Annotated in this window: 23 protein-coding genes; 8 read left to right on the top strand and 15 right to left on the bottom strand. The window is 40.2% G+C overall.

Annotated elements, in window-relative coordinates:
- The first annotated feature begins 1 nt into the window (after position 1).
- From QLQ22_RS20775 to QLQ22_RS20760, 4 genes are all read left to right on the top strand, one after another.
- Entirely contained in the window at positions 2–853 is an 852-nt protein-coding gene (locus tag QLQ22_RS20775) for a M56 family metallopeptidase (RefSeq protein ID WP_223437705.1), read from the top strand.
- A gap of 59 nt (positions 854–912) precedes the next feature.
- The gene (locus tag QLQ22_RS20770; RefSeq protein ID WP_284015468.1) at positions 913–1,302 is read left to right on the top strand and encodes a DoxX family protein; all 390 of its coding nucleotides are present in this window, start codon (positions 913–915) and stop codon (positions 1,300–1,302) included.
- Between the two features lie 246 nt (positions 1,303–1,548).
- The gene (locus QLQ22_RS20765) at positions 1,549–2,046 is read left to right on the top strand and encodes a CBO0543 family protein (protein ID WP_284015467.1); all 498 of its coding nucleotides are present in this window, start codon (positions 1,549–1,551) and stop codon (positions 2,044–2,046) included.
- Positions 2,039–2,512 (top strand): CBO0543 family protein, encoded by a 474-nt coding sequence (locus QLQ22_RS20760; RefSeq protein ID WP_284015466.1) that lies wholly within the window; start codon positions 2,039–2,041, stop codon positions 2,510–2,512. The genes QLQ22_RS20765 and QLQ22_RS20760 overlap by 8 nt, the downstream gene beginning before the upstream one ends.
- 34 nt (positions 2,513–2,546) lie before the next feature.
- Here the strand turns inward: QLQ22_RS20760 and QLQ22_RS20755 are convergent, their stop codons facing one another.
- From QLQ22_RS20755 to QLQ22_RS20730, 6 genes are all read right to left on the bottom strand, one after another.
- Positions 2,547–3,869, bottom strand: a complete 1,323-nt coding sequence (locus tag QLQ22_RS20755) for a 6-phospho-beta-glucosidase (protein ID WP_284015465.1) — start codon at positions 3,867–3,869, stop codon at positions 2,547–2,549.
- Positions 3,870–3,871: 2 nt separating this feature from the next.
- Complete coding sequence (locus QLQ22_RS20750) at positions 3,872–4,192, bottom strand: PTS sugar transporter subunit IIA (RefSeq protein ID WP_284015464.1); 321 nt, start codon at positions 4,190–4,192, stop codon at positions 3,872–3,874.
- A gap of 12 nt (positions 4,193–4,204) precedes the next feature.
- The gene (gene celB / locus QLQ22_RS20745; protein ID WP_284015463.1) at positions 4,205–5,521 is read right to left on the bottom strand and encodes a PTS cellobiose transporter subunit IIC; all 1,317 of its coding nucleotides are present in this window, start codon (positions 5,519–5,521) and stop codon (positions 4,205–4,207) included.
- 5 nt (positions 5,522–5,526) lie between these two features.
- Positions 5,527–5,841, bottom strand: coding sequence for a PTS sugar transporter subunit IIB (locus QLQ22_RS20740; protein WP_223437688.1), 315 nt, complete (start codon positions 5,839–5,841; stop codon positions 5,527–5,529).
- Between the two features lie 355 nt (positions 5,842–6,196).
- Positions 6,197–6,625, bottom strand: a complete 429-nt coding sequence (locus QLQ22_RS20735) for a hypothetical protein (RefSeq protein ID WP_223437686.1) — start codon at positions 6,623–6,625, stop codon at positions 6,197–6,199.
- 39 nt (positions 6,626–6,664) lie between these two features.
- Positions 6,665–7,993 carry a 5'-deoxyadenosine deaminase gene (locus tag QLQ22_RS20730; protein ID WP_252207321.1) on the bottom strand — a complete coding sequence of 443 codons (1,329 nt, stop codon included), beginning with the start codon at positions 7,991–7,993 and terminating at the stop codon, positions 6,665–6,667.
- A 209-nt stretch (positions 7,994–8,202) separates the two neighbouring features.
- Between QLQ22_RS20730 and QLQ22_RS20725 the strand changes: the two genes are divergently transcribed.
- Complete coding sequence (locus QLQ22_RS20725) at positions 8,203–8,421, top strand: Rok-like winged helix domain-containing protein (RefSeq protein WP_284015462.1); 219 nt, start codon at positions 8,203–8,205, stop codon at positions 8,419–8,421.
- Between the two features lie 274 nt (positions 8,422–8,695).
- Here the strand turns inward: QLQ22_RS20725 and QLQ22_RS20720 are convergent, their stop codons facing one another.
- The gene (locus QLQ22_RS20720; protein ID WP_284015461.1) at positions 8,696–10,117 is read right to left on the bottom strand and encodes a TerD family protein; all 1,422 of its coding nucleotides are present in this window, start codon (positions 10,115–10,117) and stop codon (positions 8,696–8,698) included.
- A 208-nt stretch (positions 10,118–10,325) separates the two neighbouring features.
- Between QLQ22_RS20720 and fabF the strand changes: the two genes are divergently transcribed.
- A complete protein-coding gene (gene fabF, locus QLQ22_RS20715) occupies positions 10,326–11,561 on the top strand; it encodes a beta-ketoacyl-ACP synthase II (protein WP_284015460.1) in 1,236 nt (411 codons plus the stop codon).
- Between the two features lie 130 nt (positions 11,562–11,691).
- Here the strand turns inward: fabF and QLQ22_RS20710 are convergent, their stop codons facing one another.
- Entirely contained in the window at positions 11,692–12,591 is a 900-nt protein-coding gene (locus tag QLQ22_RS20710) for an NAD(P)/FAD-dependent oxidoreductase (RefSeq protein ID WP_284015459.1), read from the bottom strand.
- Between the two features lie 345 nt (positions 12,592–12,936).
- Between QLQ22_RS20710 and QLQ22_RS20705 the strand changes: the two genes are divergently transcribed.
- Positions 12,937–14,061, top strand: coding sequence for an acyltransferase (locus QLQ22_RS20705; RefSeq protein ID WP_284015458.1), 1,125 nt, complete (start codon positions 12,937–12,939; stop codon positions 14,059–14,061).
- Between the two features lie 45 nt (positions 14,062–14,106).
- On the opposite strand, the gene QLQ22_RS20700 is transcribed toward QLQ22_RS20705, so the two are convergent.
- Both QLQ22_RS20700 and QLQ22_RS20695 read right to left on the bottom strand, forming a co-directional pair.
- Positions 14,107–15,585, bottom strand: coding sequence for an ATP-binding protein (locus tag QLQ22_RS20700; protein WP_284015457.1), 1,479 nt, complete (start codon positions 15,583–15,585; stop codon positions 14,107–14,109).
- Between the two features lie 107 nt (positions 15,586–15,692).
- Entirely contained in the window at positions 15,693–16,715 is a 1,023-nt protein-coding gene (locus tag QLQ22_RS20695) for an FUSC family protein (protein ID WP_284015456.1), read from the bottom strand.
- A gap of 537 nt (positions 16,716–17,252) precedes the next feature.
- On the opposite strand from QLQ22_RS20695, the gene QLQ22_RS20690 reads away from it, so the two are divergent.
- On the top strand, positions 17,253–18,149 hold the full coding sequence (locus QLQ22_RS20690; RefSeq protein WP_223437672.1) for a sulfite exporter TauE/SafE family protein: 897 nt from the start codon (positions 17,253–17,255) through the stop codon (positions 18,147–18,149).
- Between the two features lie 24 nt (positions 18,150–18,173).
- Here the strand turns inward: QLQ22_RS20690 and melA are convergent, their stop codons facing one another.
- The 5 genes from melA to QLQ22_RS20665 form a co-directional block, all read right to left on the bottom strand.
- Positions 18,174–19,505 (bottom strand): alpha-glucosidase/alpha-galactosidase, encoded by a 1,332-nt coding sequence (gene melA, locus QLQ22_RS20685; RefSeq protein WP_284015455.1) that lies wholly within the window; start codon positions 19,503–19,505, stop codon positions 18,174–18,176.
- 43 nt (positions 19,506–19,548) lie between these two features.
- Positions 19,549–20,379, bottom strand: coding sequence for a carbohydrate ABC transporter permease (locus tag QLQ22_RS20680; protein ID WP_284015454.1), 831 nt, complete (start codon positions 20,377–20,379; stop codon positions 19,549–19,551).
- The gene (locus QLQ22_RS20675) at positions 20,379–21,218 is read right to left on the bottom strand and encodes a carbohydrate ABC transporter permease (protein ID WP_420828882.1); all 840 of its coding nucleotides are present in this window, start codon (positions 21,216–21,218) and stop codon (positions 20,379–20,381) included. Before QLQ22_RS20675 ends, QLQ22_RS20680 begins: the two co-directional genes overlap by 1 nt.
- Before the next feature lie 180 nt (positions 21,219–21,398).
- The gene (locus tag QLQ22_RS20670; RefSeq protein WP_284015452.1) at positions 21,399–22,655 is read right to left on the bottom strand and encodes an ABC transporter substrate-binding protein; all 1,257 of its coding nucleotides are present in this window, start codon (positions 22,653–22,655) and stop codon (positions 21,399–21,401) included.
- A gap of 327 nt (positions 22,656–22,982) precedes the next feature.
- A complete protein-coding gene (locus QLQ22_RS20665) occupies positions 22,983–24,014 on the bottom strand; it encodes a LacI family DNA-binding transcriptional regulator (RefSeq protein WP_284015451.1) in 1,032 nt (343 codons plus the stop codon).
- Between the last annotated feature and the right edge of the window lie 10 nt (positions 24,015–24,024).

Genomic DNA, 24,024 nt, shown 5'->3' with positions numbered 1-24,024 from the left:
AATGTGGGAAAAAAGATCAAAGCAAGTATTTTTAGCTTGTGTGTCCATCTCAATGATTCTGCTCATTCAAATGACAATCTATCTTTTTCGAAAATTGCTCGGCCTGCCGATTGAGTTTAATCTGATTCAATTGTGCAGTACAGCCCTTCAGTCCATGGGGTTTTCGTCGCTTGAATATTTACTTGAAGTGATTATCTATGCGACCGTAGCCATGACAGTTTACAAGATTATAAAACAGCTTTACCTCTCACATACCATTCATAAAAAAATGGCTAAACGGATGAACATATCTTTAACGTCTCAATACAACCGTCAATTCTCTCTGCCAAAAGAGACCATCCTGGTGATTGAAGAGGATGCTATTCTGTCATTGACAATGGGGTTTTTCCGTCCGAAAATCATTCTTTCTACCGGGCTATTGAATTTGCTTGATGAAGGAGAAAGACATGCCGTTCTTTTGCATGAGATTTATCATCAAAAAAACAGAGATCCTTTGAAGCTTTTTGTATTATCACTGTGCTCATCTGTGATGTGGTATATTCCGATTCTCGGCTGGTTTTATCAAAAATACAGAATGATCCGCGAGCTGCTGGCAGATCATTATGCCATCAGCAGACTTCGATCTTCAGCAGATTTAGGAAGTGCGCTGCTCAAGATCTTGAAAAAAAATCAAAAAAAGAAGCTTCTATCATTCTCGTATGCACCATTTGCAGATACCGCTATCAATCTTAGAATCCAAAAAATTCTTGATCCATTCGCAGAGACACCGTTAGATCTGCCGTTAAAAAAGGCCGCGGTCTCTATGCTGGTATTTTTCATGCTGCTGATGATGTTTTTGATCGAGCTGTCTTAAAAATTTTTAAGGAATTACACTACGATATGTAGTATGAAATAAAAAGGAGTGTTTTACATATGACAAAGAATGCAGAACTTGGCGGACTGATTTTACGCATCGCATTAGGATTTATTTTTTTCGTTCACGGTTTAACGAAATTTCAGGGAGGAGTCGAAAACACAGCAGGATTTTTCGACAGTATAGGAGTATCTGGTTTTCTCGCTTATCCTGTGGCCATAATAGAGGCAGCCGGAGGAATTCTTTTAATGCTTGGACTTGGTACACGAATTGTTGCCGCTCTTTTTGGGCTGATTATGCTTGGAGCCATCTTTACAGCTAAGCTTGGCAGCGGATTTATAGGCGGATACGAGTTGGATGTGGCATTACTTGCTATGTCAATCTATCTTGTTATAAGCGGAAGTGAATTTCTTTCACTGGAAAAGGTAATCATTAAAGATAAAGACTAAAAGGACGTGTTCAGCGTCTTTTTTTTATTCTAGTAAATAAAAATTTCAGAGCGTGCTTCAGGTGCCCGAATGTGACAGGATTACTGAAGTCGATGGCCCGCTGAACCAGAGGTTTGCGCGATTTCGGGCACTTCCCTGTAATCTGAGTACGATCGCTTTTAAAAAATCCAACACCCTATTTCTTCTTACATAATTTTCTGATTTTAAACCGATAGTAATAAAAAAATGGAAATGGGAAAAGAGACTATGATCATTGAAAGATTAGTGATTGCCGGTGCAATCTTGTTAAGTATTCTTTTAATATGGAAATTTGTTCCGAGGGAAAAAGCCAGAGAAGCCTGGGTGCCCTTTCTTTCACTTAGCTCACTGACATGGGCAGCAGGGTTATTTGTTGTGGAGATGGGGTGGATCAGTTACCCCGTACAGCTTTTCAGCAAGGAGAATCAAGTGAATGAATCGAGTTTTACATTTGAGTTTTTTTTGTTTCCTGTATTGGCTATTTTATTTAGCCTGTATTATCCTTCGTCAAAAAAAATTCATACTAAGTGGCTCTATGCAATCATCTTCTCTGGCATTTTTACTATTGCTGAGGTCATTCTTGAAACGTACACGAATTCAGTGAAATATGATGAATGGAAATGGTACTGGACATTTTTCTCAGTGATGCTGGTCTTGATGGCGAATCATCAATATGTAATCTGGTTTAAAAAAGGTCTCAAACCTTCTGGAGAAAATCATGCGTGAGATTCTTGTTCTGCTTTCACTTTGGGGATTGGCCATATTAATGCTTGTCTGGAAAGTCCCCAAAAATAAACGAAGAGATGCGCAAATTGTTCTTTTATTTTCTCAATCGATTGGCTGGCTTTTCGTTTATATTCAAACGCTATTGGGAAGAATGAAATTTCCATTCCGGGAATTTCCGGATGCTACAAAAATGAGCTTTACCCTGTATTATCTTTTTTATCCGACTATCGGGGTCTTGTTTATTCTTGGTTATCCTAAAAAGGGTTTTTGGCACAAATTCCTTTACTTTTCTTTAACTGCATTCGGTATTCAATTATCAGCGTGGCTGCTTGCTGAATACACAGATTTGATAGAGTATACCCGGTACAGCTGGCTGCTTACTTTTGCCGTTAATTTTATGATCTTGGTGATAATCCGGATTTTTTACGTTTGGTTTCAGAAGGGATTTACATATGAAAGAGGATAAATAGAGGAAAACCGGCACAAAGGCCGGTTCTTTTTCACTTGAAAAATTGAGGCAGATGCTCTTTATGAGCTTCAAGCATTTCATCAAGTATTTTTTTACCTGTTGCATCGGAAGCGACTAGTGGATTAATTGTCATTGCGAGCAAAGCTGTACTGTAATTTCCGGTAACAGCAGCTTCTGCTGCGACACGTTCAAAGGATTTTATTTGCTGAACTAGACCGCGGACAGCAATAGGCAGATCTCCAATGGCAATCGGCTTAGGGCCATCTTTTGTGATGACAGAGCTGATTTCAATTGCAGAATCATGGGGAAGACTTACAATCGCCCCATTATTCATTGTATTTACTGGCTGAATATCCCTTTTGTCTGTATAGATGGAGTGAATCAGCCGTACAGCAGCATCACTGTAATAAGCACCGCCGCGTTTTTCGAGCTGTGCAGGTTTAATCGCAAGCTCCTCATTTTGATAGAGTTCAAACAGCTCATCCTCAAGCTTTTTCACAACTTCTGCACGGGTACCGGCGGTTTCCGCGTTTTTCATCTCTTTTTCAACCATTTCCCTCGTTTTGTAATAGTACTGATGGTATGGGCAAGGGAATACATTCAGGGCTTTTAAAAATTCAGGCTCCCATCCGAGCGCAACGATATTCTGCATCGTGACGGATTGTTCTGGATGTGTAATAAGATCAATCACTTTCTGTTTAACGCTTACCCCGTCTAAATACACATCAAGTCCATATACCATGTGATTTAAGCCCGCAAAATCAATCCGGATCCGGCTGTGCTCAACATTCAATAGCTTTGCCGCACCCATTTCCATACCGATCGGCACATTGCATAGACCAACAACCTTGCGGATATTGCTGTATCTCAGGACGGCCTCCGTTACCATTCCGGCTGGATTGGTAAAATTGATCAGCCAGGCATCGGGGCAAAGGGTTTCCATTTCCCTGCAGATGCTGAGGATAACAGGAATGGTGCGCAAACCTTTAAACAAGCCTCCAGGACCATTTGTTTCTTGGCCAAGAACCCCATATTTAAGCGGAATACGTTCATCTTTTGCCCGTGCTTCCAAAAGTCCTACACGAAATTGAGTGGTAACAAAGTCTGCGTTTTCCAATGCTTCGCGCCTATTAAGAGTCAGGTGAATGGAAATTGGCACATTTGCTTTTTCAACCATTCGTTTAGCGAGGCTTCCTACGATCTCTAATTTTCTTTTTCCCTCTGGAACATCAGCAAGCCATATCTCTGATACGGGAAGTTCATCATAGCGTTTAATGAACCCCTCAATCAGCTCAGGCGTATAGGATGAACCGCCGCCAATCGTTGCGATTTTTAATCCATTTTTATTCGTCATGCTTACACCTTCTTTGTCCGCTGATAAATTTCAACGATTTCTACGGCAAGATCTTTGACAGTCATCGCTGTCATTAAATGATCCTGTGCATGGACAAGGATGATAGGGAGGTCGTACTTTTCACCGCCTGCTTCTTTTTGAATCAGCTCTGTTTGGAACCGGTGAGCATTAACGAACTCCTTATCGGCTTCTTTAAGTTTTTTAACAGCAAGTTCAAAGTTTCCTTTTTTAGATGCCTGTATCGCTTCCATCGCAAGGCTTCTTGCATTGCCGCTATGGGCAATCAGATGGAAGGAAAGCTCGTAAAGCTGTTCTTTATTCATAGATTCCCTCCATTAGGAAGCAGCTTGATTTTCTTCGCTGAATTTCTGTTTATCCCACATGCGGAAGAAAGGATAGTAGATAAAGAAGGCAATCACCATGTTAATCAGCTGCATGATGAGCCCTGATATTTTTCCGCCAGTTGCCAAGTACCCGCCAAAAAGGGGAGGCATTGTCCATGGAACTCCGATTCCCGCTGGTCTAGCAACAATTCCCGTCGTCATGCAAATGTAGGTTGCGATTGTAATCGCAATAGGTGTTAAGATAAATGGAATGATCAGCAGAGGATTCATGACAATCGGCATTCCAAACGTGACCGGCTCATTAATATTGAACACACCCGGTCCTATGGACAGCCGCCCAAGCTGTTTCATTTGCTGGCTTTTGGCAAGGAAGAGCATACAGAAGACCAGTGACAGCGTGGCTCCCGATCCGCCAATATATATGAATAGGTCAAAGAACTGCTGAGTGAAGATATTTGGCAGAGCTTCTCCCGCTTGAAAGGCAACCCTGTTTTCATCCATAGAAGTCAGCCAGATTGGACCCATGACTCCGCCGACGATACTTGCTCCGTGAAGTCCTGTTGACCAGAGAAGCTGAATCAGGATTACGGCGACGAGACTTCCAATCAAACTTCCGCCAAGGACGCCGAGCGGTTTGCCAAGCAGGATACTGACGACATTATGAAGACTTTCAAAGGACGTATTTTCAACGAGTAACCGCAATAGCCAGACAAATGTAAGAATAAAGAATCCAGGTATAAGCGCTATAAACGAACGGCTAACTGCCGGCGGTACACCGTCAGGCATTTTGATCACAAGGTTTTTCTGAATGACGAACCTGAATATTTCAGTTGATAGGATGGCAAGAAGCATTGCAACAAATAGTCCTTTGCTTCCCATTAAAGCAGCAGGAATGGCGCCGCCGACCATAACAGCTTCTGATGCACCTTCTGCTAGAAACGGAACTTGGTAGGGAGTGGCCAAGAGGAATGCTGCAACAGAAACCGCCCCAGCTGTAAGGGCATCAACATCATATTTTTCAGCAAGGCGATAGGCAATCCCAAAAGATGCAATCAGCGCCATGATGTCAAACGTAGCCCCGACTGGATAGAGAAGCTTTGTCAGCCATTGGTCCCCAAACACGCTCGCCATAAATTCCGGATAGCCTTCGATCGGAAGAAATCCGAGAATTAAAAACACAGAACCGATAATAATGAGCGGCATTGTAAGAATAATACCGTCCCTTAATGCCTGAAGATGCCGCTGACCTGCAACCTTTGCAGCGGTCACCATAAATTTTTCCTCAAAGAAGCGATTGACCTTTCCCATTCTAGTCACCCCTTAGCTGAATTAATAAGTCCAAGCGCAAAATTTAGAACTTCCTTTCCATTGCATGTTCCATAATGCAGCATATTGATGGAATCAACCGGAATTCCGCGTTCCTGCCCCTTTGTCTTTAATTGCGGCAGCAAATAGCGGACTTGCGGTCCTACGAGCAGGACATCCGCCTGATCCAAATGCTTGTTTACTTCACTGGCGCCAACAGCCCATATCCTGCAATCAAGTCCTTGCTCCTTCGCGCTTGCTTCCATTTTAGAAACAAGCAGGCTTGTTGACATCCCAGCAGCACAGCATAGTAAAATATTCACTCTAACAGCGCCCTCCTTTGTAAGCGATTACATTAAAGTTTGAAAAAAATATACGAACTTAGTAATAGGTATGGAGTTTTTTTTGAAATATGTATAAGCTGTCGACGTAAGAGCAGAAAAATATTTTGGGGGGGCGGAGAACCTAATTGAGTGGTTTCGGGGTAAATAATTAATACTGATAAACTCTCGATTTACGCTGATAAAACTTGAAAATAGACTGATAAACATTTGATAGGCACAGACTATTGGCCAGATAAGCTGCGATAACAGCATAATAAATTGGGGGCATGGATTTCGCTTTTTCCGATTTCTAAGGCACCATTCTAAAAAGAAAAGAGCCCCCGCAGGAGAGCTCTTACAGATCAACATCCTCATTTTTGTCACGCTTGAAAATACCTCTGATGATCAAGAATGCAAGAATGAGTCCAATATAAATCAAGAACATGGCAACAAATCCCCAAAGTCCTACTATAGCATCTATAAATTCCATGTTGCCTCTATTAGTCAGGGCCTGCTGTATCTCTATTCCAAATACGAGAACAAACATAAATGTCAGTGTATAAAAGAATGAGAGAGCAGTAATGCCGAATGGCAGCTTTGACAGCCATTTAGATAATAGATAAACGAACACAAATACGCCCATTCCGATAATGCCCATAATCCAAAAATGCAAATCTTTATCTGTCACGTTCAGTCCAAGCGTCTGGTAGGCAGCCGCATTGATCATATCGTGTATATTATTAACGATTTCAGCTATAAGCTTAATAAAATCTTTCAGAATCATTCACTCATTTCTATAAGGTGATGATTCTATTATACCTCACTAAGTCAATGCCGCTCTTTTCAGCAGGCGATGAATGGAGCGGTTGGCTTCTCTTAATATGACTTCCTTATTCATTGTTTTCATGAATCCGTTTTCCATCACGATTTTTCCATTAATGATTGTTGTCTCAACATCACCTCGTCCGGCAGAGTAAACAATTCTTGAAATTGGATCTGCTTCTGAAGGGTATGTGTGGAACTGATTGAGATTCAGAATGACCATATCTGCTTTTTTCCCTATCTCAAGGCTGCCGATTTCATCTTCTAAGCCAACGGCCTTTGCTCCGCCAATCGTCGCCATTTTAAAAACCGTTTTCGCATCCATGGCTGCAGGGCCATGAATCGGCTTTTGAAGAAGGGCAGCAAGCCTCATTTCATTAAACATATCCAGGTTATTATTGCAGGGAGCACCATCAGCTCCAAGACTTAAACTCACATTCATATCGAGAAGTCCCTTTGTATCTGCTACACCGGAAGCGAGTTTAAGATTTGAACCGGGACAATGGCTTACATGTATGCCGCGTTCTTTAATAATCCGCTTCTCATTCTCATCCAGCCAGACGCAGTGGGCAAGAATAAGGCGTTCATTCGCAAGACCGAGATGATCTAAATAGACGATGTTTCTCATGCCTGTTTCTTCAAGAACGATCTTAATTTCTTCTTGATTTTCAGAAGCATGTGTATGTACTTTCACATCATATTCAATCGATAATCCTCTTACTTCCTTTAACAGCTGCTCTGTGCAGGAAATGACAAACCTCGGAGAAAAAGCATAACGGATCCTGCCGTTATCATATAAATTCCATTTCGCAAGCAAATCAACACTTTCCTGGATTGAGGTCTCCGTTTTCTCTCTAAGTCCTGCCGGCACGTCAAATCCTTTATCCATCATGACTTTTCCTGATAACGCACGTATTCCGCTAGCAGCAATGGCCTGAAAAGCAAAATCGGTATGGTGTACGGTTTCCATATCAACGATGGTTGTGGTACCGCTTTGAATCAATTCCCCAATTCCAAGCATCGCAGAATAATAGACAGATTCCCCGTCATGGGATGCTTCAAGAGGCCAAATTCTTTTTTTCAGCCAATCCAATAACTCAAGATCGTCTCCTCTGCCGCGGAATAGAGTCTGGCATAAGTGAATATGTGTTTGAACAAACCCCGGAATAATAGTCCGCCTCGCAGCATCAATGACTTTTTCAGCAGGGTTCTGCAGATTGGTTCCAATCGCTGCAATCAGATCATCTTTTATGAAAATATCTCCTGTGAAAATATCATTCTGTTCATTCATTGTAATGATCTCAGCATTTTTAATAAGAAGAGAGCCCATAGAAAACCTCCGCCTTAAAGTGACATGAATTCATTATATGCAACTTTCTGAGTGAGAATTTTATAAAATAAGAGGTAATAAAAAGTTAATATAGGAATATAGTAAAAATATGAATCAACGCTTTAACGTTTTAAAACGTTGTAGATTTAAGGGGGATTTCCAAGTAAAATAGAAAAAATAGGATTTTTATCAGAAGGGGATGGAGAACTGTGAGATATACAAAAAAAGAGTCAAATGAATTGATTGCAGCTGCTTTTCACCTTTTAAGGAACAGAAAAGTAGCTACACCTAAACAAATTGCAGATGATCTGGAAGCACAAACTGGCAAAAGGGTATCGTCTCCCTCCGCGTTTATGGTAAAGGTTATCGACCGCTATCCTTCTGTCGTAAAACCAAGAAGAGGGGTTTATATGATCAGGGAAGGATAAATTTTTTTCTGATTTTCTCTTATTCTACTATAGAAAAATCAAAAGTACTCTAAATGCGTGAGAAAAGGTAACAGACTATTTTTAAGTGAAAAAGAACCCCTGATCGATCAGGGGTTCCATTTTTTTATGGATAAAAAAGTATATAGGTTTGCTTAGTCATGTCTAGCTCCAGCGACTAGCACCTGGTCAGAACATCTCCTCCAATAAAGTCAAAACCGGACTTATCCGCCGATCCTTATCTGCCTATCGGAGCAGACCGAGGCCATCCGCTTTTTTAAGAAAGAAATTCATTCGGATTCAATCCGAGTTCATTGCAGATATCAGCTACCACTCTTTGTTCATTGTGGTCGAAATGACCGTCAGCATAGCCAATTGCGATGCAGTAGCGTGCAACAAGTCTTGCAATTTCAGGCTTTGATCTGACTTTGCCAAGTGCTTTAAATGCTTCAGCACGGCCGATCATAGGATCCCTTTCAATGCGCTGTACATATAGATTGAACTGCTGAATGACTTTATTTGTATCAAAAACGCGCAATTCCTCACTCTGATTCACAAATTCCATCATTTTTTGGCGTTCTGCCGGATCTAATCTGCCATCTGCCATTCCTACTAGTGCGCATGCGGAAACAACAGCTTCAAGCACATCCTGGCTCTTGTATTTCTGAAACAATTCCATTGCTTTTCTTTTTTGCTGGTTGGCCCAGTCTGCATAATCCGTCTGATTTGGAGACCAGGAATTTCCGCAGCTGTTGCATGTGAACTTCAGCTTGTTTTTTCCGATAAATCCTCCCAATAATCCGACAGGACCAAGAATTAATCCGCCGACAGCCGCTTTACCAAGACCAAATCCTTTTTCGCCTGTCCGGACATTTGTTGAATGACAGCGGATACAGCTGATGTTCTCGCCGCTGTATGTCTGTGATCCTTGAGCAGGAGGCTGAGAATTTGTTTGACCATGCGCAGGTTGACCAAACGATGGAGTTTGCTGATTATAGGACGGACTATGCTGTCCAAATGCCTGATTCTGCTGCCCGTATACTGGTGAAGGCTGGGAGTATGAAGGCTGAGCCTGGTTTTGCTGAAATCCTTGTGAATGAATTCCTGCCGCTGGTGCAGGCTCATCATCAACAGATACTCCGAAATTGCGGCACAATGCTGCAAGGCCACCTTGGAAGCCGCTTGCAATCGCATTGAATTTCCATTCGCCGTTATGTCGGTAAAGCTCTGCTGCCACAATCGCTGTTTCAACTGTGAAGTCTCTGCCAAGATTAAATCGAATGAGCTCTTCATTATTAGCAGGATTAAAGATTCGCACATATGCATTTTGGACTTGTCCGAAGTTTTGCTGCTTCATTTGTGCATCATGAATTGTGATTGTAAAGGCAATGCGGTGAATGGACTGGGGAACAGCTGTTAAATGAATCTGAATTTGTTCATCATCCTGATGTCCTGCACCTGTGCGATTATCACCAGTGTATAGAATCGAGCTATTTCCGCCGTTCGGATTATTGTAAAAAACGAAGTCAAGATCACTATTTACTTTGCCGGACTGTCCCAGCAAAAACGCCGAAGCATCGAGATCGTACGTAGATCCATGCTGGCTCACGTCCCATCCTAATCCTACAATGACATTCTGAAGACCAGGATTGGTTTTTGTTAAATCAACTTTTTGACCTTTGCTGAGCGTAACACCCATTCAATTGTTCACTCCTTAGGTAAATTTTAAATTATTTCAAAAATATGTAAAAATAGTAAATTCCCTTACTAATTAAATACTAAGTCTTTTAAACTATTTTTTCAATGATTAGCTGTTATTTCTTTAATAGAAGAGGATTGGTGGCAAGTGCCTGAAGCTTGATGGTAAAATAGTCTATACAGAAACATTTTCAGGGAGGGGATTTAGCATGAAAAAAAGAGTTGTTGTAACAGGTCTTGGAGCCATCACTCCGGTTGGAAATACAGCGGAAGAAAGCTTTGACCGCATTAAAAAAGGGATAAGCGGAATTGGACCCTTATCTCATATTGATTCTAGTATCTATAACGCGAAAGTTGCTGCAGAAGTAAAAGATTTTAAACCCGAAGAGTATATGGATATGAAAGAAGCGCGAAGAATGGGCAGGTTTACTCAGCTGGCTGTAGCTGCAAGCAAAATGGCTGTGAAAGATGCAGAGCTTACAATTGATGAAAACAATGCAGAGAGAGTCGGAGTCTGGATTGGTTCGGGCATCGGCGGTTTAGGAGAGTTTGAAGAGCAGCACATTAAATTTCTGGACAAAGGTGTAAGACGGGTAAGCCCCTTTATTATTCCAATGCTAATTCCTGACCTTGCAGCTGGGAGAGTATCTATTGAGCTTGGTGCAAAAGGAATCAACTCTTGTACAGTAACGGCCTGTGCGAGCGGGGCTAATTCAATAGGAGATTCCTTTAAAGTGATACAGCGGGGAGATGCTGATGTCATGATTACCGGCGGAACAGAAGCAGCCATTACTCCAATGACGGTTGCCGGGTTTTCAAATATGACAGCCTTGTCTGCAAATCCTGATCCTCAAACAGCCTCCAGGCCTTTTGATAAAAACAGAAATGGATTTGTTATCGGAGAGGGGGCAGGCATTTTAATACTTGAAGAGCTTAATCATGCACTGGCCAGGGGAGCCAAGATCTATGGAGAAATTGCCGGGTATGGGGCAACAGGTGATGCTTTCCATATTACAACACCTGCACCAGAAGGCGAAGGCGGTCAGCGTTCGATGATAATGGCGCTGCAGGATGCAGAATTAAAGCCTGAAGATGTAGATTATATTAATGCTCATGGCACAAGCACTCATTATAATGATCTTTACGAAACACAGGCCATCAAAGCCGTCTTCGGCCGTCATGCCTATAAGCTCCAAATTTCCTCAACCAAGTCCATGACAGGTCACCTGCTGGGTGCAGCCGGTGCTATAGAAGCTATTTTTTCTGTAATGGCTATTAGAGATAAGGTGATTCCGCCTACAATAAATTATGAGACAGCCGATCCTGAACTTGATTTGGATTACGTTCCGAATGAAGCAAGAAATCAGGAGCTGAACGCTGTTTTAAGCAATTCACTTGGATTTGGCGGTCATAACGTGACGCTTGTTTTTAAAAAATATAATTAGAAGTTAGCCGGCTGATGAGCCGGCTTTTCATATGCAGTTTATCCATTGATTTTCGGATAGTACCAATGGATTTCAGCCATTTATCTCCCTATTTCCCCTTTTTATCTTCCATTTTTAGAAATGTATCCTGCTAAAGCAAACTCTTGTGAATCCAAATTGCAGCCTGACAGCCATCTCCCATGGCAATCGTAACTTGTTCAGAATGAACTCCGACATCTCCAGCAGCCCAGACATGCTGGACACTCGTCTCTTTAGTTCTTGGATTCACCACCACATGCTTGTTCTCGAGTCTTTCTGCTCCGAGCATTACGGCCAATTCAGAATGAACAGTATTGCCTCCAAACGCAGCAAATGCACGGTCACCGTATATCCTTCTTCCATCAGAGAGCTGAACCCCTGTAAACTCAGAAGATCCATTTACTAATACAGAATCAATAGCTTCATCCACGCAGCTAATCCCTTCTTCACGCAATTTCATTTTTAGATCCTCAGGCAAATACTCTTTTTCATGATTGATATAGGTAAGATCTTTTGTCCAATATGTAAGAGTGAGAGCCATATTAGCTCCAGAAGACCCTGATCCGAGCACCAATGTTTTTTTTCCCTGCACCTCATAGCCGTCACAGTCAGGGCAGACATAAATACTAATCCCAAGACATGGGTACAAATTAGGCAAGTGAGGCAGGCGATCAGTTAAGCCGGTTGCCAGTAAAATTCTCATTGCCTTATACCTCTCACCATTTTCTGTCTTCACATGAAAGATAGAATCAGCTTTACTGACACTTGTTACATACCCATTTAAAAAATGAACACCTGACCGTTCTGCCTGACCTTTACCAAGCTCCCGAAGCGTTTTTCCGCTTACTCCATCAGGCCATCCTAAAATATTATGGTAGCTCCTGCATAGAGAAGAACGGCCAGAACCTGAATCAATCACCAGAACCCTGCGATTATAGCGTCCAAGCTGTATAGCAGCCTGAAGACCTGCAATACCTGCGCCGATGATAATGCATTCGTATGTATTTTTCATTATTAACACGCCTTTGTTGAAAAGATAGTGTTAGGATGTGTTAATTTTGGAATGTGATTCTTCTGATTCATTAGCAATGATAACAAATTCCTTCATTTCTCAGAAAAAAGAAACATTTACCAAATACTAATGACCATTCAACCGACTTTTTCAAAAGGAGTTTTTATGGGTATAAATACTTATAAACAGGTACAGCTGATAAAGCGCTTACAAAATAAAAACTTGTATCATATGTCACCTTTGCAGATTCCATTCTAAAGAACGCTTTTTTACAAAAACCACCTCTTGTATGATGATTCCGATTAAACTAAAATGGAACTTTAGAATAAAGGGAGGGAAAAATGAATGTCTGCTCAGTCAACAGGTGCAACGAGTAAAAAAAGCAGAAATTACATTTTTGAGATTCATTTTTTAAGGGCATTTGCCTGCATCGCAGTAGTAGGAGTACATGTAACTGCGACACATTATTATGCTAATGAACAAACATGGCACTGGTTTACGTATTTTCTTAATCAGTTAGGCAGGTTTGGTACTACGACATTCGCTGTCATCAGCGGTTTTCTCCTTTTTTACCAGGTAAAGAGGAAGGGCTTTGAAATGGGAAGCTTTCTTAAATCACGCTTTTCTAAAATCCTGATGCCTTTTCTGATCTGGAGCTTGGTATACCGTGTTCTTACTTACCATTATGATAATCAGGCCGCCGGAGATCTTTGGGAAGAATTAAAGAAGATTCTGATGGGAGAATCTTTTTATCATCTCTATTTTGTTGCCATTGTTGTTCAGTTTTATTTTATTTTCCCTTTTATACAAAAGCTGTTTCGGACAAAGACGCTAATGCTTGTATTTGCATTTATTGCTCTCATAATCAGTTATAAATTTTTTGGATTTAACCCGGGAATAGAAGGGGCCTTGGGCGAGTTTTTAGCCAGTAAAACATTTATGCCGATCTGGGTGTTTTATTTTGCATTTGGCGGTGTACTAGCTTACTTTTGGGAAGAAATTGTCCGTTTTGCAACAAAACGTCCTTGGCAAATGCTTGCTCTTGCTCTGATTATTTCTGCCGGAGCAGTTGTAGAGTACAAGGTGACTGGACAAGTATCAAACCGGAGGCTGACAAATTTGATCAACCTTCCGCTCCTATGTATTGCTACAATAGGCATATATCCTCTGCTGTCAAAGTGGCGAGTGATTAATAAACCACTGAAGCTAATTGGGCAATATTCAATGGGTATTTATCTCATTCATCCGATGATCCTGTATCTATTTGCGAATCATATGCCGAAACATTATTGGACAGTAGCAAATGTACCTCTGATGTTTGCAGCGGTTATGCTGATTGCAGTCCTGTTTATCCGGATCCTGCAATTTATACCGCTTAGCGGCTTTATCATACCTGTACCGAAAATCAAAAAATCAAAGCGTACTGTTCAGTCAGAATTTGTTGAGAATAAAGTACAGAAGTCTGCATAAATGAAAAGTCCAGTATATAGCTGGACTTTTTTTAATATCATCCTTTTATTCTCCATCTGATTTGGCAGGAAATAAAAGCGTGAAGCATGTTCCTTTATTTACCGTGCTGGTTACCTCGATTTGCCCCCCGTGGTTTTGAACGATTTTATAGCTTACCATCAGTCCAAGGCCATTTCCATAAGACTTTGTTGTGTAAAAGGGTATGCCGAGTTTATGGATTTCTTCATCTGACAGTCCAATTCCTGAATCTTGAATGGAAACCTTGATTTGTTTTAAATTTTTTTCAATGGAAACATAAATGTTCCCGCCTGCTGACATGGATTCAATTGCATTTTTCAGCATATTTAAAAAGACTTGTTTTAATTGATTGCTTTCCCCGAAAATGGAAACTTCATCAGACGGAATCGATAAGGAAATAACAACATTCTTCAAAAGCGCTTCAGGCTCTAATAGCTTTATCACACTCTTAACGATTTCCGAAAGGATGCACTTGCTGAAATAAGTCGCATGAGGTTTTGCAAAAACCATAAATTCACTGACAATAAAATTGATCCGTTCAATTTCAGCTAAAATTGTATCCGCATATTTCATTCCGTCAAATGACTCGTCCAATAATTGGACAAAGCCTTTAATTGCGGTCATCGGATTACGGATTTCATGGGCGATGCCGGCTGCGAGCTCTCCTACCATTGATAATTTTTCAGCTTTGCGAAGCATATCCTCCGTTCTTTTCGTATCTGTAATATCATATTGAATGGAAATATGCTGATAGGTTTTTCCATGGTCATCTAAAAAGGGAACGATTGTCGTATCAACCCAATATTCAGAACCATCTTTTGCTCTGTTAAGAATTTCGCCCTTCCATACATAACCGTCTTTTATCGTCGTCAGGATTTCTTCGAAAAATGACGTTGGATGAAAGGATGAGTTTAAGATATGATGATTTTGGCCGATAAGCTCTTCCTTATCATATTTTGAGATTGTGCAAAATTTATCGTTAACATATGTAATCACATCATTTTTATCTGTAATGGCAAAAATAGTGGCTTCATTCAGCGCTTTTTTGAGATCAGCAAGCTCCTTCAATGTAATCTGCAGATCTTTATTCGATTCATCCAGTTCAAATTTCGCCAATAGAAGATTTTCATGATAGTGGGTCAAAATAGAAGCGGACATCATCTGCAGCAGTGGATCAAGTTTTTTCAGAACCTCAAATATCGCAGACATGGGAAAGTCTGCTGAGTGTCTTTCAAGAAAATCAATTAGAACTTTCCGGACAACAGAGACGCTTTTCAGGGATGCATCTGTTGATGAGGGGGTGCTAATTAATCTTCCTGCAAATAATTTAGCATAGGACGTGAATATATGCTCAAGCTCTTCTTGTTCACTGTGCAAAAAGTCCCCGATGATTTGATAAAAAGTCACAAGAATCGATTCATATTCTTTTAGGCTTGGAGAGAGCTCAATGGTTTTAGCCGCAAGGTCTCCGCCAGAAGCTTTGATTTTTTCGCAAAGGGTTTCCATTACTCATCCCTCACAACTTTTGATACCTCTTAAATTAGACATATAGTCGGAGATATCCTTTGAGTGAATGAAAAAAAGCCCAGTGAAGGGCTTTTTATTTCCTTATTTTATGTTCTTTTTACCAGCCGGTCGACAAGCTGATCAAGTCGCTGCAATTGGAACGCATATTCATAAATAGCTGAAGCAACAACAGTCAAACGCTGATTTTTAAGGTTTTCAGAATCGGACTCCATCATTTGAATAAGGAATATCCTGCTTTCGCGGATCAAGGTGTCATCTTCGAACTGATCATTAACCTTAACTTTCCCCTCATACTTAAAGAGAAGATATTCATGCCACTTTATTAATTGTTCAATCTGGGAATCAAATAATTGATCGTCAACCATCGTGCTGCGGCTCTGAAAGTAATGTTCTTCAATGACTTTTAAGACATCTGCAGCCTGCTGAATGGTTTTCAGCATTTGTTTATAAACGACCAGCTCCCTTACATTCACCGGATTTACCTTTGCCATCTTTTCCCGTTCTTCGTCAAAGATATCGTATATATCCTCCAGTTTTTGAAGCTCGCTTCTAAATTCCTTTTGTTTTTCCTGAAAGTATTTCTCCGTTAATTCATCTGAGATGGCTGTCCTCATCAACAGGGACATGATTTCAAAAACAGATTGAACTTTTGCGTAGTAATTTTCTTTATACTTGGGCGGAAGAATCAGCAGATTAACAAGAAAAGCAGAAGCAATGCCTATCAATATAATCAAGAATCGATTCCAGACAAATAAGAAGTCTTCATTGCCGGGAGCGCTCATAATCGCCAAGACTGTTACTAGAGTCAGTGAAATGGTCGCTTCCATTTTGAACTTTAAGCTGATTAAAATGACAGAAATCACAACTACCCCGATTACAATCGGATTGCTGCCGAAAAAGAAAATGGCAAACAGAGCAAGCAAGGCTCCAAGTGTATTCGCCTGTACTTGATCAAGCACTTGTTTCCATGTCCGGTAAATGGAGGGCTGAATCGTAAAAATAGCAGAGACTCCTGCAAATACTGAAGGCTCAAGCTGAAAGATAGAGCAGATAAATAAAGCAAGTGTAACTGATAATCCAGTCTTTAAAACTCTGGGTCCTAATATCAAAGGGGGAGACACTCCGTTTCTAATATCTTGTGTTCCACTTAGTTTATCAGATTTTCAAATCCAAGAAAAAATGAATTTGTTGAGTGCTGCCCCAACTTGTGAAGGATCAGGTCAAGCTTTTAGTCGCGCTATTTGGGAAGGAATTGGCAGATCGCGTATAAATTCAGGCTGAACGCGCCCAAATTTCCATGAGCGAACCCATATATAAAGTGAACGCGCACAAATTCCCCTGAGCTTGCACATATATAAGGTGAACGCTAGAAAATGGCATGAGAGGCATGAATGGATTTTGATCAATAATGTATTAGACACATTCCCTGCTCAAACAAGAAAATGAGTGATCTTTTTGAAAAAGCAGCATTCACAAATGTAAAAGAGAGGGCGAAATAAAAAAAAAATTAATCCTTGTAAACTCATAGGAATTATATATAATAAAATTACATTAAAAAATTTATAATAATCAGACTGATTGGATAACCAAAGGTCCTTAGCATTTTGTTAAGGGCCTTTTTCGTTTCCAAGTGGGGAGGAATTGCTTTGAGGAAATTAATTATTTTTGCTTTTATCGGTTTTCTGGCACAGCTTATTGATGGTTCTTTAGGAATGGCCTATGGTGTTACATCCACAACAATGCTGCTTACGTTTGGGATAGCACCGGCAGTTGCCTCTGCTTCCGTTCATTTAGCAGAAGTAGTTACAACGGCCGCTTCAGGTGCCTCACATATAAAATTTGGGAATGTTGATAAGCAGGCAGTCTACAAACTGATTATTCCAGGTTCTATTGGGGCCTTTGCAGGAGCAGCCTTTTTGAGCAATTTGCCTGGTGATTTGGCAAAACCCTTTATAGCCATCTTTCTTTTGGTATTGGGTCTTTATGTCATGCTGCGGTTCTTATTTCATTTTGAAGCACGTGAGCAAAGTGAATCTCTTCCACTAACACGGAAAAAATCGATACCTCTTGGGTTAATTGCCGGCTTTGCAGATGCTACAGGCGGCGGGGGATGGGGACCGATTGCAACTCCTGTACTTTTATCGCAAAAAGGGTCATCCGCACGAAAGGTTGTCGGAACGGTCGACACAAGCGAATTTGCTATCGCTGTTTCGGCTACCCTTGGATTTTTCATTGCACTTGGCTGGGAGCAAGTAAACTGGTACTGGGTTTTTGCTCTTATGATCGGAGGAATCGTAGCTGCTCCGATTGCAGCATGGCTTGTTAGAAAATTGCCGGCTTATCTTCTGGGTGTCCTTGTTGGAGGATTTATTGTTCTGACAAATTCAAGAACCCTACTAACTACTTGGGCTGTTGACGTTTCTGTAGTGTCATTTATTTACGGCTTCATTTTGATTGGATGGGCACTCGCAGTTGGATATGCGGTCAAGAGAAACCGGGTAAAGGTGGAGGAAGAAATCAGTATAGAAAAAAGGAGGGCTTAGGCTCCTCCTTTTTTAAATTCTTATTTACAGCGATTTAGAGACTGCCTTTGCTTTCTTAGCAAGATTTCTTCCTTTTGTAAACTTTGGCAATCGATCACCGTGCGCTTCTATCAGCTCAGCAGTCATATCCCAGATTTCGTTCAGTGACAAAACAGACGAGGTATGAGGATCAAGCATAACCGCTTGATAAACGTAGTCTATATTTCCTGTAAGAACAGCTTCAACAACTAACTGCTGGACATTAATATTTGTCATATTCATCGCTGCTAAATGAGGCGGCAAATCTCCAATATGAATTGACTGGATTCCGCGTTTATTGACTAAGCAAGGTACTTCAACACAAGCGTTTTCCGGTAAATTAGATATGAGGTTTGTGTTCAGAACATTCCCCCAGATCTCCCTGTTGACACCCGTTTCGATGGAATGAATAATAGGTGCACCATATTCGTGGCTTTTTTCAACCTCAAAAGATTCATTTCGGTTAATGATCTGCTTCATCTCATCAAAATGTTTAAGGTTTTCTTCACTTCTTCTAATGTATTCATCGATTGGAATATCAAAGTCCTTTATTAAACTGTCACGTTTAATAAAGTATGGGGTATATTCTGACATATGTTCGCTTGATTCAGTAATAAAGTAGTTTAATCGTTTCATCATTTCAAACCTTACTTTATCTTTTGCAAAAATTTCTTCTTTTTCCATGCTTTCAAAAAGGTCTGGGTATAAATCTTTTCCATTTCGCTTAAGCTCTAAAAACCAAGCCATATGATTAATGCCTGCTACCTTATATTCTAACTCATCTACCGGGAGGCCCAGATAGGATGCCAATTCCTCAGCTGTATTTTGAACACTGTGGCAGAGGCCGACGGATTTAATCGGTGTCGCCTTTTGGATTGCCAGCATGAGCATGGCCATAGGGTTCGTATAATTTAAGAGAAGGGCGTCAGGGCATACCTCTTCCATATCTTTGCATATATCAAGAAGGACTGGGATTGTGCGCAATCCTCTGAAAATTCCGCCTACTCCGAGTGTATCTGCAATTGTTTGTTTTAAACCGTACTTTCTAGGAATCTCAAAATCAAGCAAGGTAGATTCATGCATTCCGACCTGTATTAAATTCAGTACATAATCAGCATCAGCAAGTGCCTGTTTTCTGTCTAAATAAGCCTCGACTTGTGCCAGGTTTCCATTTTTCTCAATGATTGATTTCGTCATTTTTTCTGCTGTCTGAAGCCTCTCCGCATGAATATCTGTTAAAGCAAAAGTGGTTTCCTGTAATTCTGAATAACTTAAAATATCTGAGATTAAACGTTTTGCAAAAACAACGCTGCCTGCACCTATAATAGTAACTTTCATTGATAGTTCCTCCTATATTTACGTTATTTGATACTCTAAGTCATTAACCTTTAACAGATCCTGAAGCTAATCCTTTTACAAAATGTTTTTGCAAAAGCAAGAAAAGAATGGCCATTGGGGCGACTGCCATGATGGCAGCTGCTGCAACGAGATTAAGATTATTTGCATTTTGTCCAAAGAATCCTGCCAGTGCTACAGTCAATGTCTTCACTTCTTCGGCCTGAAGGAAAAAGATGGCAAATTGATAATCATTCCATATATAAACACTGGAGATAATTAAAATCGATGCAGTAACAGGTTTTAATAATGGAAATACGATTTTAAAAAAGATTACCAGTGTATTTGCACCATCGATTTTAGCTGCTTCTTCAAGCTCCTTTGGCACCGTTGAACGGATGAAACCGGCATATAGAAATATGGCAAGAGGCAAATAAGCAGCGACATTATTAAAAATCGCAATTTCATGCGTATTCATCATTCCGATATCAACAACAAGCTGATACAGAGGCACTAGTGCTGTTAAAGGGGGAATGACCATTATCGCGATGAAAAGCATGTAAACAAATTTGTTTAATTTCGTCTGCCTTCTGGCAAGAGCGTAAGCTGCCATAGATCCAAAAAAAATTAGCAGCAATGCTGAAAAAAATGTAATAACACTCGTATTAATAAATGCATTCCCCAGATTTGCCATATTCCAGGCTTCAGTAAAATTTTCAACAGTAAAATAATCTGGGAAAATCCATTTTGAAGTAAAGTCTCCCTTTGCTTTTAAAGAGGTCGTGATTAAAATGTAAAAGGGAACTAAATGAAATAAAGCAATCAAAGATGCAATAATTGACAAAACAACCTTTTTTCTCTTATTCATATAGTCCATTAAGCTTCGACCTCCTTGCGTTTAAAATACATCAGCGCTGCAAGACTGATCACTAAAATAATGACAGCCATTAAAATACCTTGTGTTGCTGCATATCCAGCATCCTGTCTATTAAAATAAAGATCGTACATAAAAGTAGACATCGATTGTGAGGCATTCCCCGGTCCGCCGTTTGTAAGTGCAACGATGACATCAAATAATTTTAGACCTCCGATAATATTCAGCACCATATTGATTGTTATAGAAGGCATCAACAGCGGCAATGTAATATTTTTAAATTGCTGAAGAGAAGATGCACCATCAATTTGCGCGGCTTCATAGAAATCTTTGGATATGCTCTGCAGTCCTGCAAGATAAATAATCATAGCAACACCGACAAACTGATACGTATTCACAAATACAATGATCCAAGTATTGATTGCAGGGTCTGCTAATGCATTAATTTTATCTAATCCCAGAAAAACCAGTACGTCATTTAATGCTCCTCCCTGAAAAGAAAAGAAGAAATACCAGATGTATCCCATGATTAAAGGACTGATGATAACCGGCAAGTAGATAATCGTCCGTGTAATAGAACGCATTTTAATGCTTTGATTCAAGAGCAGGGCATACAAGAGTCCAATGATATTTTGGAAAAATGTACTGCCGAGTCCATAAAGCAGGGTATTTTTCACAATAAGCCAGGTATCAGGATCCTGCAGCATGCGCAGATACTGACTGAATCCTACATAATCATAGGTTTGTGAAAATCCATTCCAGTTCGTAAACGATATCTTCAAACCATTAAGAAAAGGATATAGAATGAAAAAACTGACTGCAAAAAGGGCAGGGAGGTACATCCACCATAAAGAGGATTCTTGCTGTTTTTTTAATCTGCTTTTTAATTTTGATTTCGTTATAGCTGTGTTTTGCGTTTCGACTCCAATCATTATCCTTCCAACTCCTATTTAAGGCATTTGGGATTTAATTAAAAGGGGCAGAATGCTGTCTGCCCTTTCCGGATCAGCAACATCAAACGTTTATTTTTGATTTAATAATCGATCGTATTCTTCACTCATTTTGTTTGAAACCTGTTTTGGCGTCATTGTTCCAGTTAATAACTCTTGACCAGTTGCTCCCATTGGGTCCCACATTCCGCTTGGCAAAAAGACTCTGTCAAAGTAGGGCTGTACCTTTATGTCTTTGTATTTTTCGAAATATTCAGAATAATAATTTTTGGATTCAGTGTTTGTTAAACCTGGAGGAAGAGATGTTCCTTCAGCAATCTCTTTTACAATTTCAGGCTGTGATATAAATTCAATGAATTTTTTTGCCTCTTCTTTTTTCTTGGAATCTTTCCAGACAGCTAAGGTATGCCGTTCCCCGCCAATCCAGCTTTGCTCATCACCTTCGTGAATAGCGGGCATAGGGATGACTCCAAGCTGTACGTCAGGATTAAGCTCCTCCACTGAAGGTCCAAGCATCCCCCCGCCGATGATAAACCCAATTTTATTCTGAGCCATCAGTTCAGTCATTTGATGGTTTTGTGCAGTTAAAACATCTTCATTAAGAAGTCCCTTATCAAACATTTCTTTTAGCTTCTCTGGCAAATACGTATAATTCGACCAATCAAACGAACCATCCAGCAATTCTTTTTCAAAGTTATTTTCCTTGTCTGTAACTAATAATGGGGTAGAGAACTGATCAAAGAATTGTCCAAATGCAGACTTGTCTGATCCTGCAAACCATAGAGGTGTCACTTCTCCATCGCTTTTCTTTTTAATCGTTTCAAGTGCTTTCATAAATTCATCAAAAGTAGATGGCGGTTCTATCCCGTATTCCTCCAATAAAGTCGCATTATATGTAATACCGTCTTTTGCTTGGTTTAGAGGATAGGCATATACTTTACCTGAATCGTCTTTAAGAATCGGATTTAAAGCAGGATCAAGAGACTCAGCCCAAGCCATGCTGCTTAAATCTTCTGTATATTCACCGTAGCGATTTTTAGCCCACCCATGTGTATCGAATAGGTCTGGCATATCATTTGCTGCCATTTTTACACGAAGCATGCCTTCATACCCATCAGCAGGATAATTTTCTTTTATATCAATATCCGGATTTTTGTCTTCGAATTTTTTAATGACTGCTGTAAGGGTTTTTTGATCAGATTCATTAGTTACTGTTGAGAAAAGTGTCAATTCCGTTTTTCCATTACCGCTTGATCCTTGGCTGCTGCAGCCTGACGCTATTGCAGTCATAGCTGCTGTAAGAATAAATGCCTTGAATAATTTCTTCATAAAAAGGCCCCCAAATTCCTTTAGTATTAGCACAAACTAAATTCTTCATTTTTAGATAAGCATTTCAATTCCACAGCTAAAAGAGAAAAATTTGCAATTCTTGATAGTAGAATGGGGCTACTATATAATGATAGTGGCACCATCGATTAGGAGTTAAAGTTTAATAGTCCTGTAGATTTGTGATTGGCCGTCACTGTTATTTTCTGATTTAATAAAAATTAGAAGTCAGGACTATTAAGCTTCTAATTGTCACCTCTGTCTGCAGATTTCCTCCCAACGCATCACCTCCTTATCAATTTTAATATGGAAACTTATAAATTTTACTTTTCATGTAGCATCTTGAGACACTCCGCAGCTCTGCCTTATGATTAACTCCGTAGATACGGTCACTTTTAACGGCATCTTTCTTCCATGAATCCTATCTATTAAAAGTTTAACTCCTGTTTTGCCCATTTCTTTTGTATGAACTTTCACTGTCGTTAAAGGGGTACTGCAGAATTTGGCCATTTCTATGTCATCAAAGCCAATGATGGCAACATCATCAGGCACGGAGAGGCCTGCTTCCTGAACAGCTCTTAATGCTCCAATTGCCATGGGATCACTTGAAATGAAAAAGGCTTTAGGATAAATAGGATTGTTCAATGCTTTTTTCATAAGTTCATATCCGGATGCCATTGTATATTCACCTATAAAAATAGACTCCTGATTAAGTATTCCTTCTTTTTCCATGATTCGCTCAAAGGTAATAAGCCGCTGATTTTCAACCACTACCTTTGCATGATTTAAATGCTCACGCTCAACTCCTCCAATAAAGCCTATTTCTGTGTGTCCAGCATTCAGGAAATGCCTCAATGCTCTTTCAGTCCCTTTTTCAAAATCTATGATGACAGAATCGTAGAGGTCTTCATCGGGTGAATGATTGACATAAACGACGTTATCACTATGGTTACTGATCATTTTTAATGCCTGATCATTAATAATTCCAACAACTAAGATACCGTCTAAGTCGCGAACCATCTGATTCGTCTCCATGTCATATAATCTGAACATAGCGCTATTGTTGATTCCCTGGTTTTTCAGCTCTTCTTCAATTCCTTGCCTGATGGACAAAAAATAAGGATCATTCAGCTCTTCTTCTAATGATTGGCAAAGCACGATGCCTATACTAAGGCTTTTTTTTTCTGTTCGTTTTGTAATTCGGCGTTCATAGATTGTCTTATACCCCAGCTCCTTGGCGGCTTCAAAAATCCGCATCCGGGTTTCCTCTTGTACCGAAATCAATTTGTCATTATTCAGCACTCTAGAAACTGTAGAAGCCGATACATTGGACAATAAGGCAATATCTTTTATAGTGGCCATCTGTATTACC

Source organism: Metabacillus hrfriensis (assembly GCF_030127205.1).
Taxonomy (GTDB): domain Bacteria; phylum Bacillota; class Bacilli; order Bacillales; family Bacillaceae; genus Bacillus_P; species Bacillus_P dongyingensis.
This window is presented reverse-complemented; position numbering and strand designations above follow the sequence as displayed.

Bases quoted from the DNA above. Each gene is read 5' to 3' on its own strand.
- QLQ22_RS20775 (WP_223437705.1), top strand. From the start codon at position 2: ATGTGGGAAAAAAGATCAAAGCAAGTATTTTTAGCTTGTGTGTCCATC.
- QLQ22_RS20770 (WP_284015468.1), top strand. From the start codon at position 913: ATGACAAAGAATGCAGAACTTGGCGGACTGATTTTACGCATCGCATTA.
- QLQ22_RS20765 (WP_284015467.1), top strand. From the start codon at position 1,549: ATGATCATTGAAAGATTAGTGATTGCCGGTGCAATCTTGTTAAGTATT.
- QLQ22_RS20760 (WP_284015466.1), top strand. From the start codon at position 2,039: ATGCGTGAGATTCTTGTTCTGCTTTCACTTTGGGGATTGGCCATATTA.
- QLQ22_RS20755 (WP_284015465.1), bottom strand. From the start codon at position 3,869: ATGACGAATAAAAATGGATTAAAAATCGCAACGATTGGCGGCGGTTCA.
- QLQ22_RS20750 (WP_284015464.1), bottom strand. From the start codon at position 4,192: ATGAATAAAGAACAGCTTTACGAGCTTTCCTTCCATCTGATTGCCCAT.
- celB (WP_284015463.1), bottom strand. From the start codon at position 5,521: ATGGGAAAGGTCAATCGCTTCTTTGAGGAAAAATTTATGGTGACCGCT.
- QLQ22_RS20735 (WP_223437686.1), bottom strand. From the start codon at position 6,625: ATGATTCTGAAAGATTTTATTAAGCTTATAGCTGAAATCGTTAATAAT.
- QLQ22_RS20730 (WP_252207321.1), bottom strand. From the start codon at position 7,993: ATGGGCTCTCTTCTTATTAAAAATGCTGAGATCATTACAATGAATGAA.
- QLQ22_RS20720 (WP_284015461.1), bottom strand. From the start codon at position 10,117: ATGGGTGTTACGCTCAGCAAAGGTCAAAAAGTTGATTTAACAAAAACC.
- fabF (WP_284015460.1), top strand. From the start codon at position 10,326: ATGAAAAAAAGAGTTGTTGTAACAGGTCTTGGAGCCATCACTCCGGTT.
- QLQ22_RS20710 (WP_284015459.1), bottom strand. From the start codon at position 12,591: ATGAAAAATACATACGAATGCATTATCATCGGCGCAGGTATTGCAGGT.
- QLQ22_RS20705 (WP_284015458.1), top strand. From the start codon at position 12,937: ATGTCTGCTCAGTCAACAGGTGCAACGAGTAAAAAAAGCAGAAATTAC.
- QLQ22_RS20700 (WP_284015457.1), bottom strand. From the start codon at position 15,585: ATGGAAACCCTTTGCGAAAAAATCAAAGCTTCTGGCGGAGACCTTGCG.
- melA (WP_284015455.1), bottom strand. From the start codon at position 19,505: ATGAAAGTTACTATTATAGGTGCAGGCAGCGTTGTTTTTGCAAAACGT.
- QLQ22_RS20680 (WP_284015454.1), bottom strand. From the start codon at position 20,379: ATGGACTATATGAATAAGAGAAAAAAGGTTGTTTTGTCAATTATTGCA.
- QLQ22_RS20675 (WP_420828882.1), bottom strand. From the start codon at position 21,218: ATGTACCTCCCTGCCCTTTTTGCAGTCAGTTTTTTCATTCTATATCCT.
- QLQ22_RS20670 (WP_284015452.1), bottom strand. From the start codon at position 22,655: ATGAAGAAATTATTCAAGGCATTTATTCTTACAGCAGCTATGACTGCA.
- QLQ22_RS20665 (WP_284015451.1), bottom strand. From the start codon at position 24,014: ATGGCCACTATAAAAGATATTGCCTTATTGTCCAATGTATCGGCTTCT.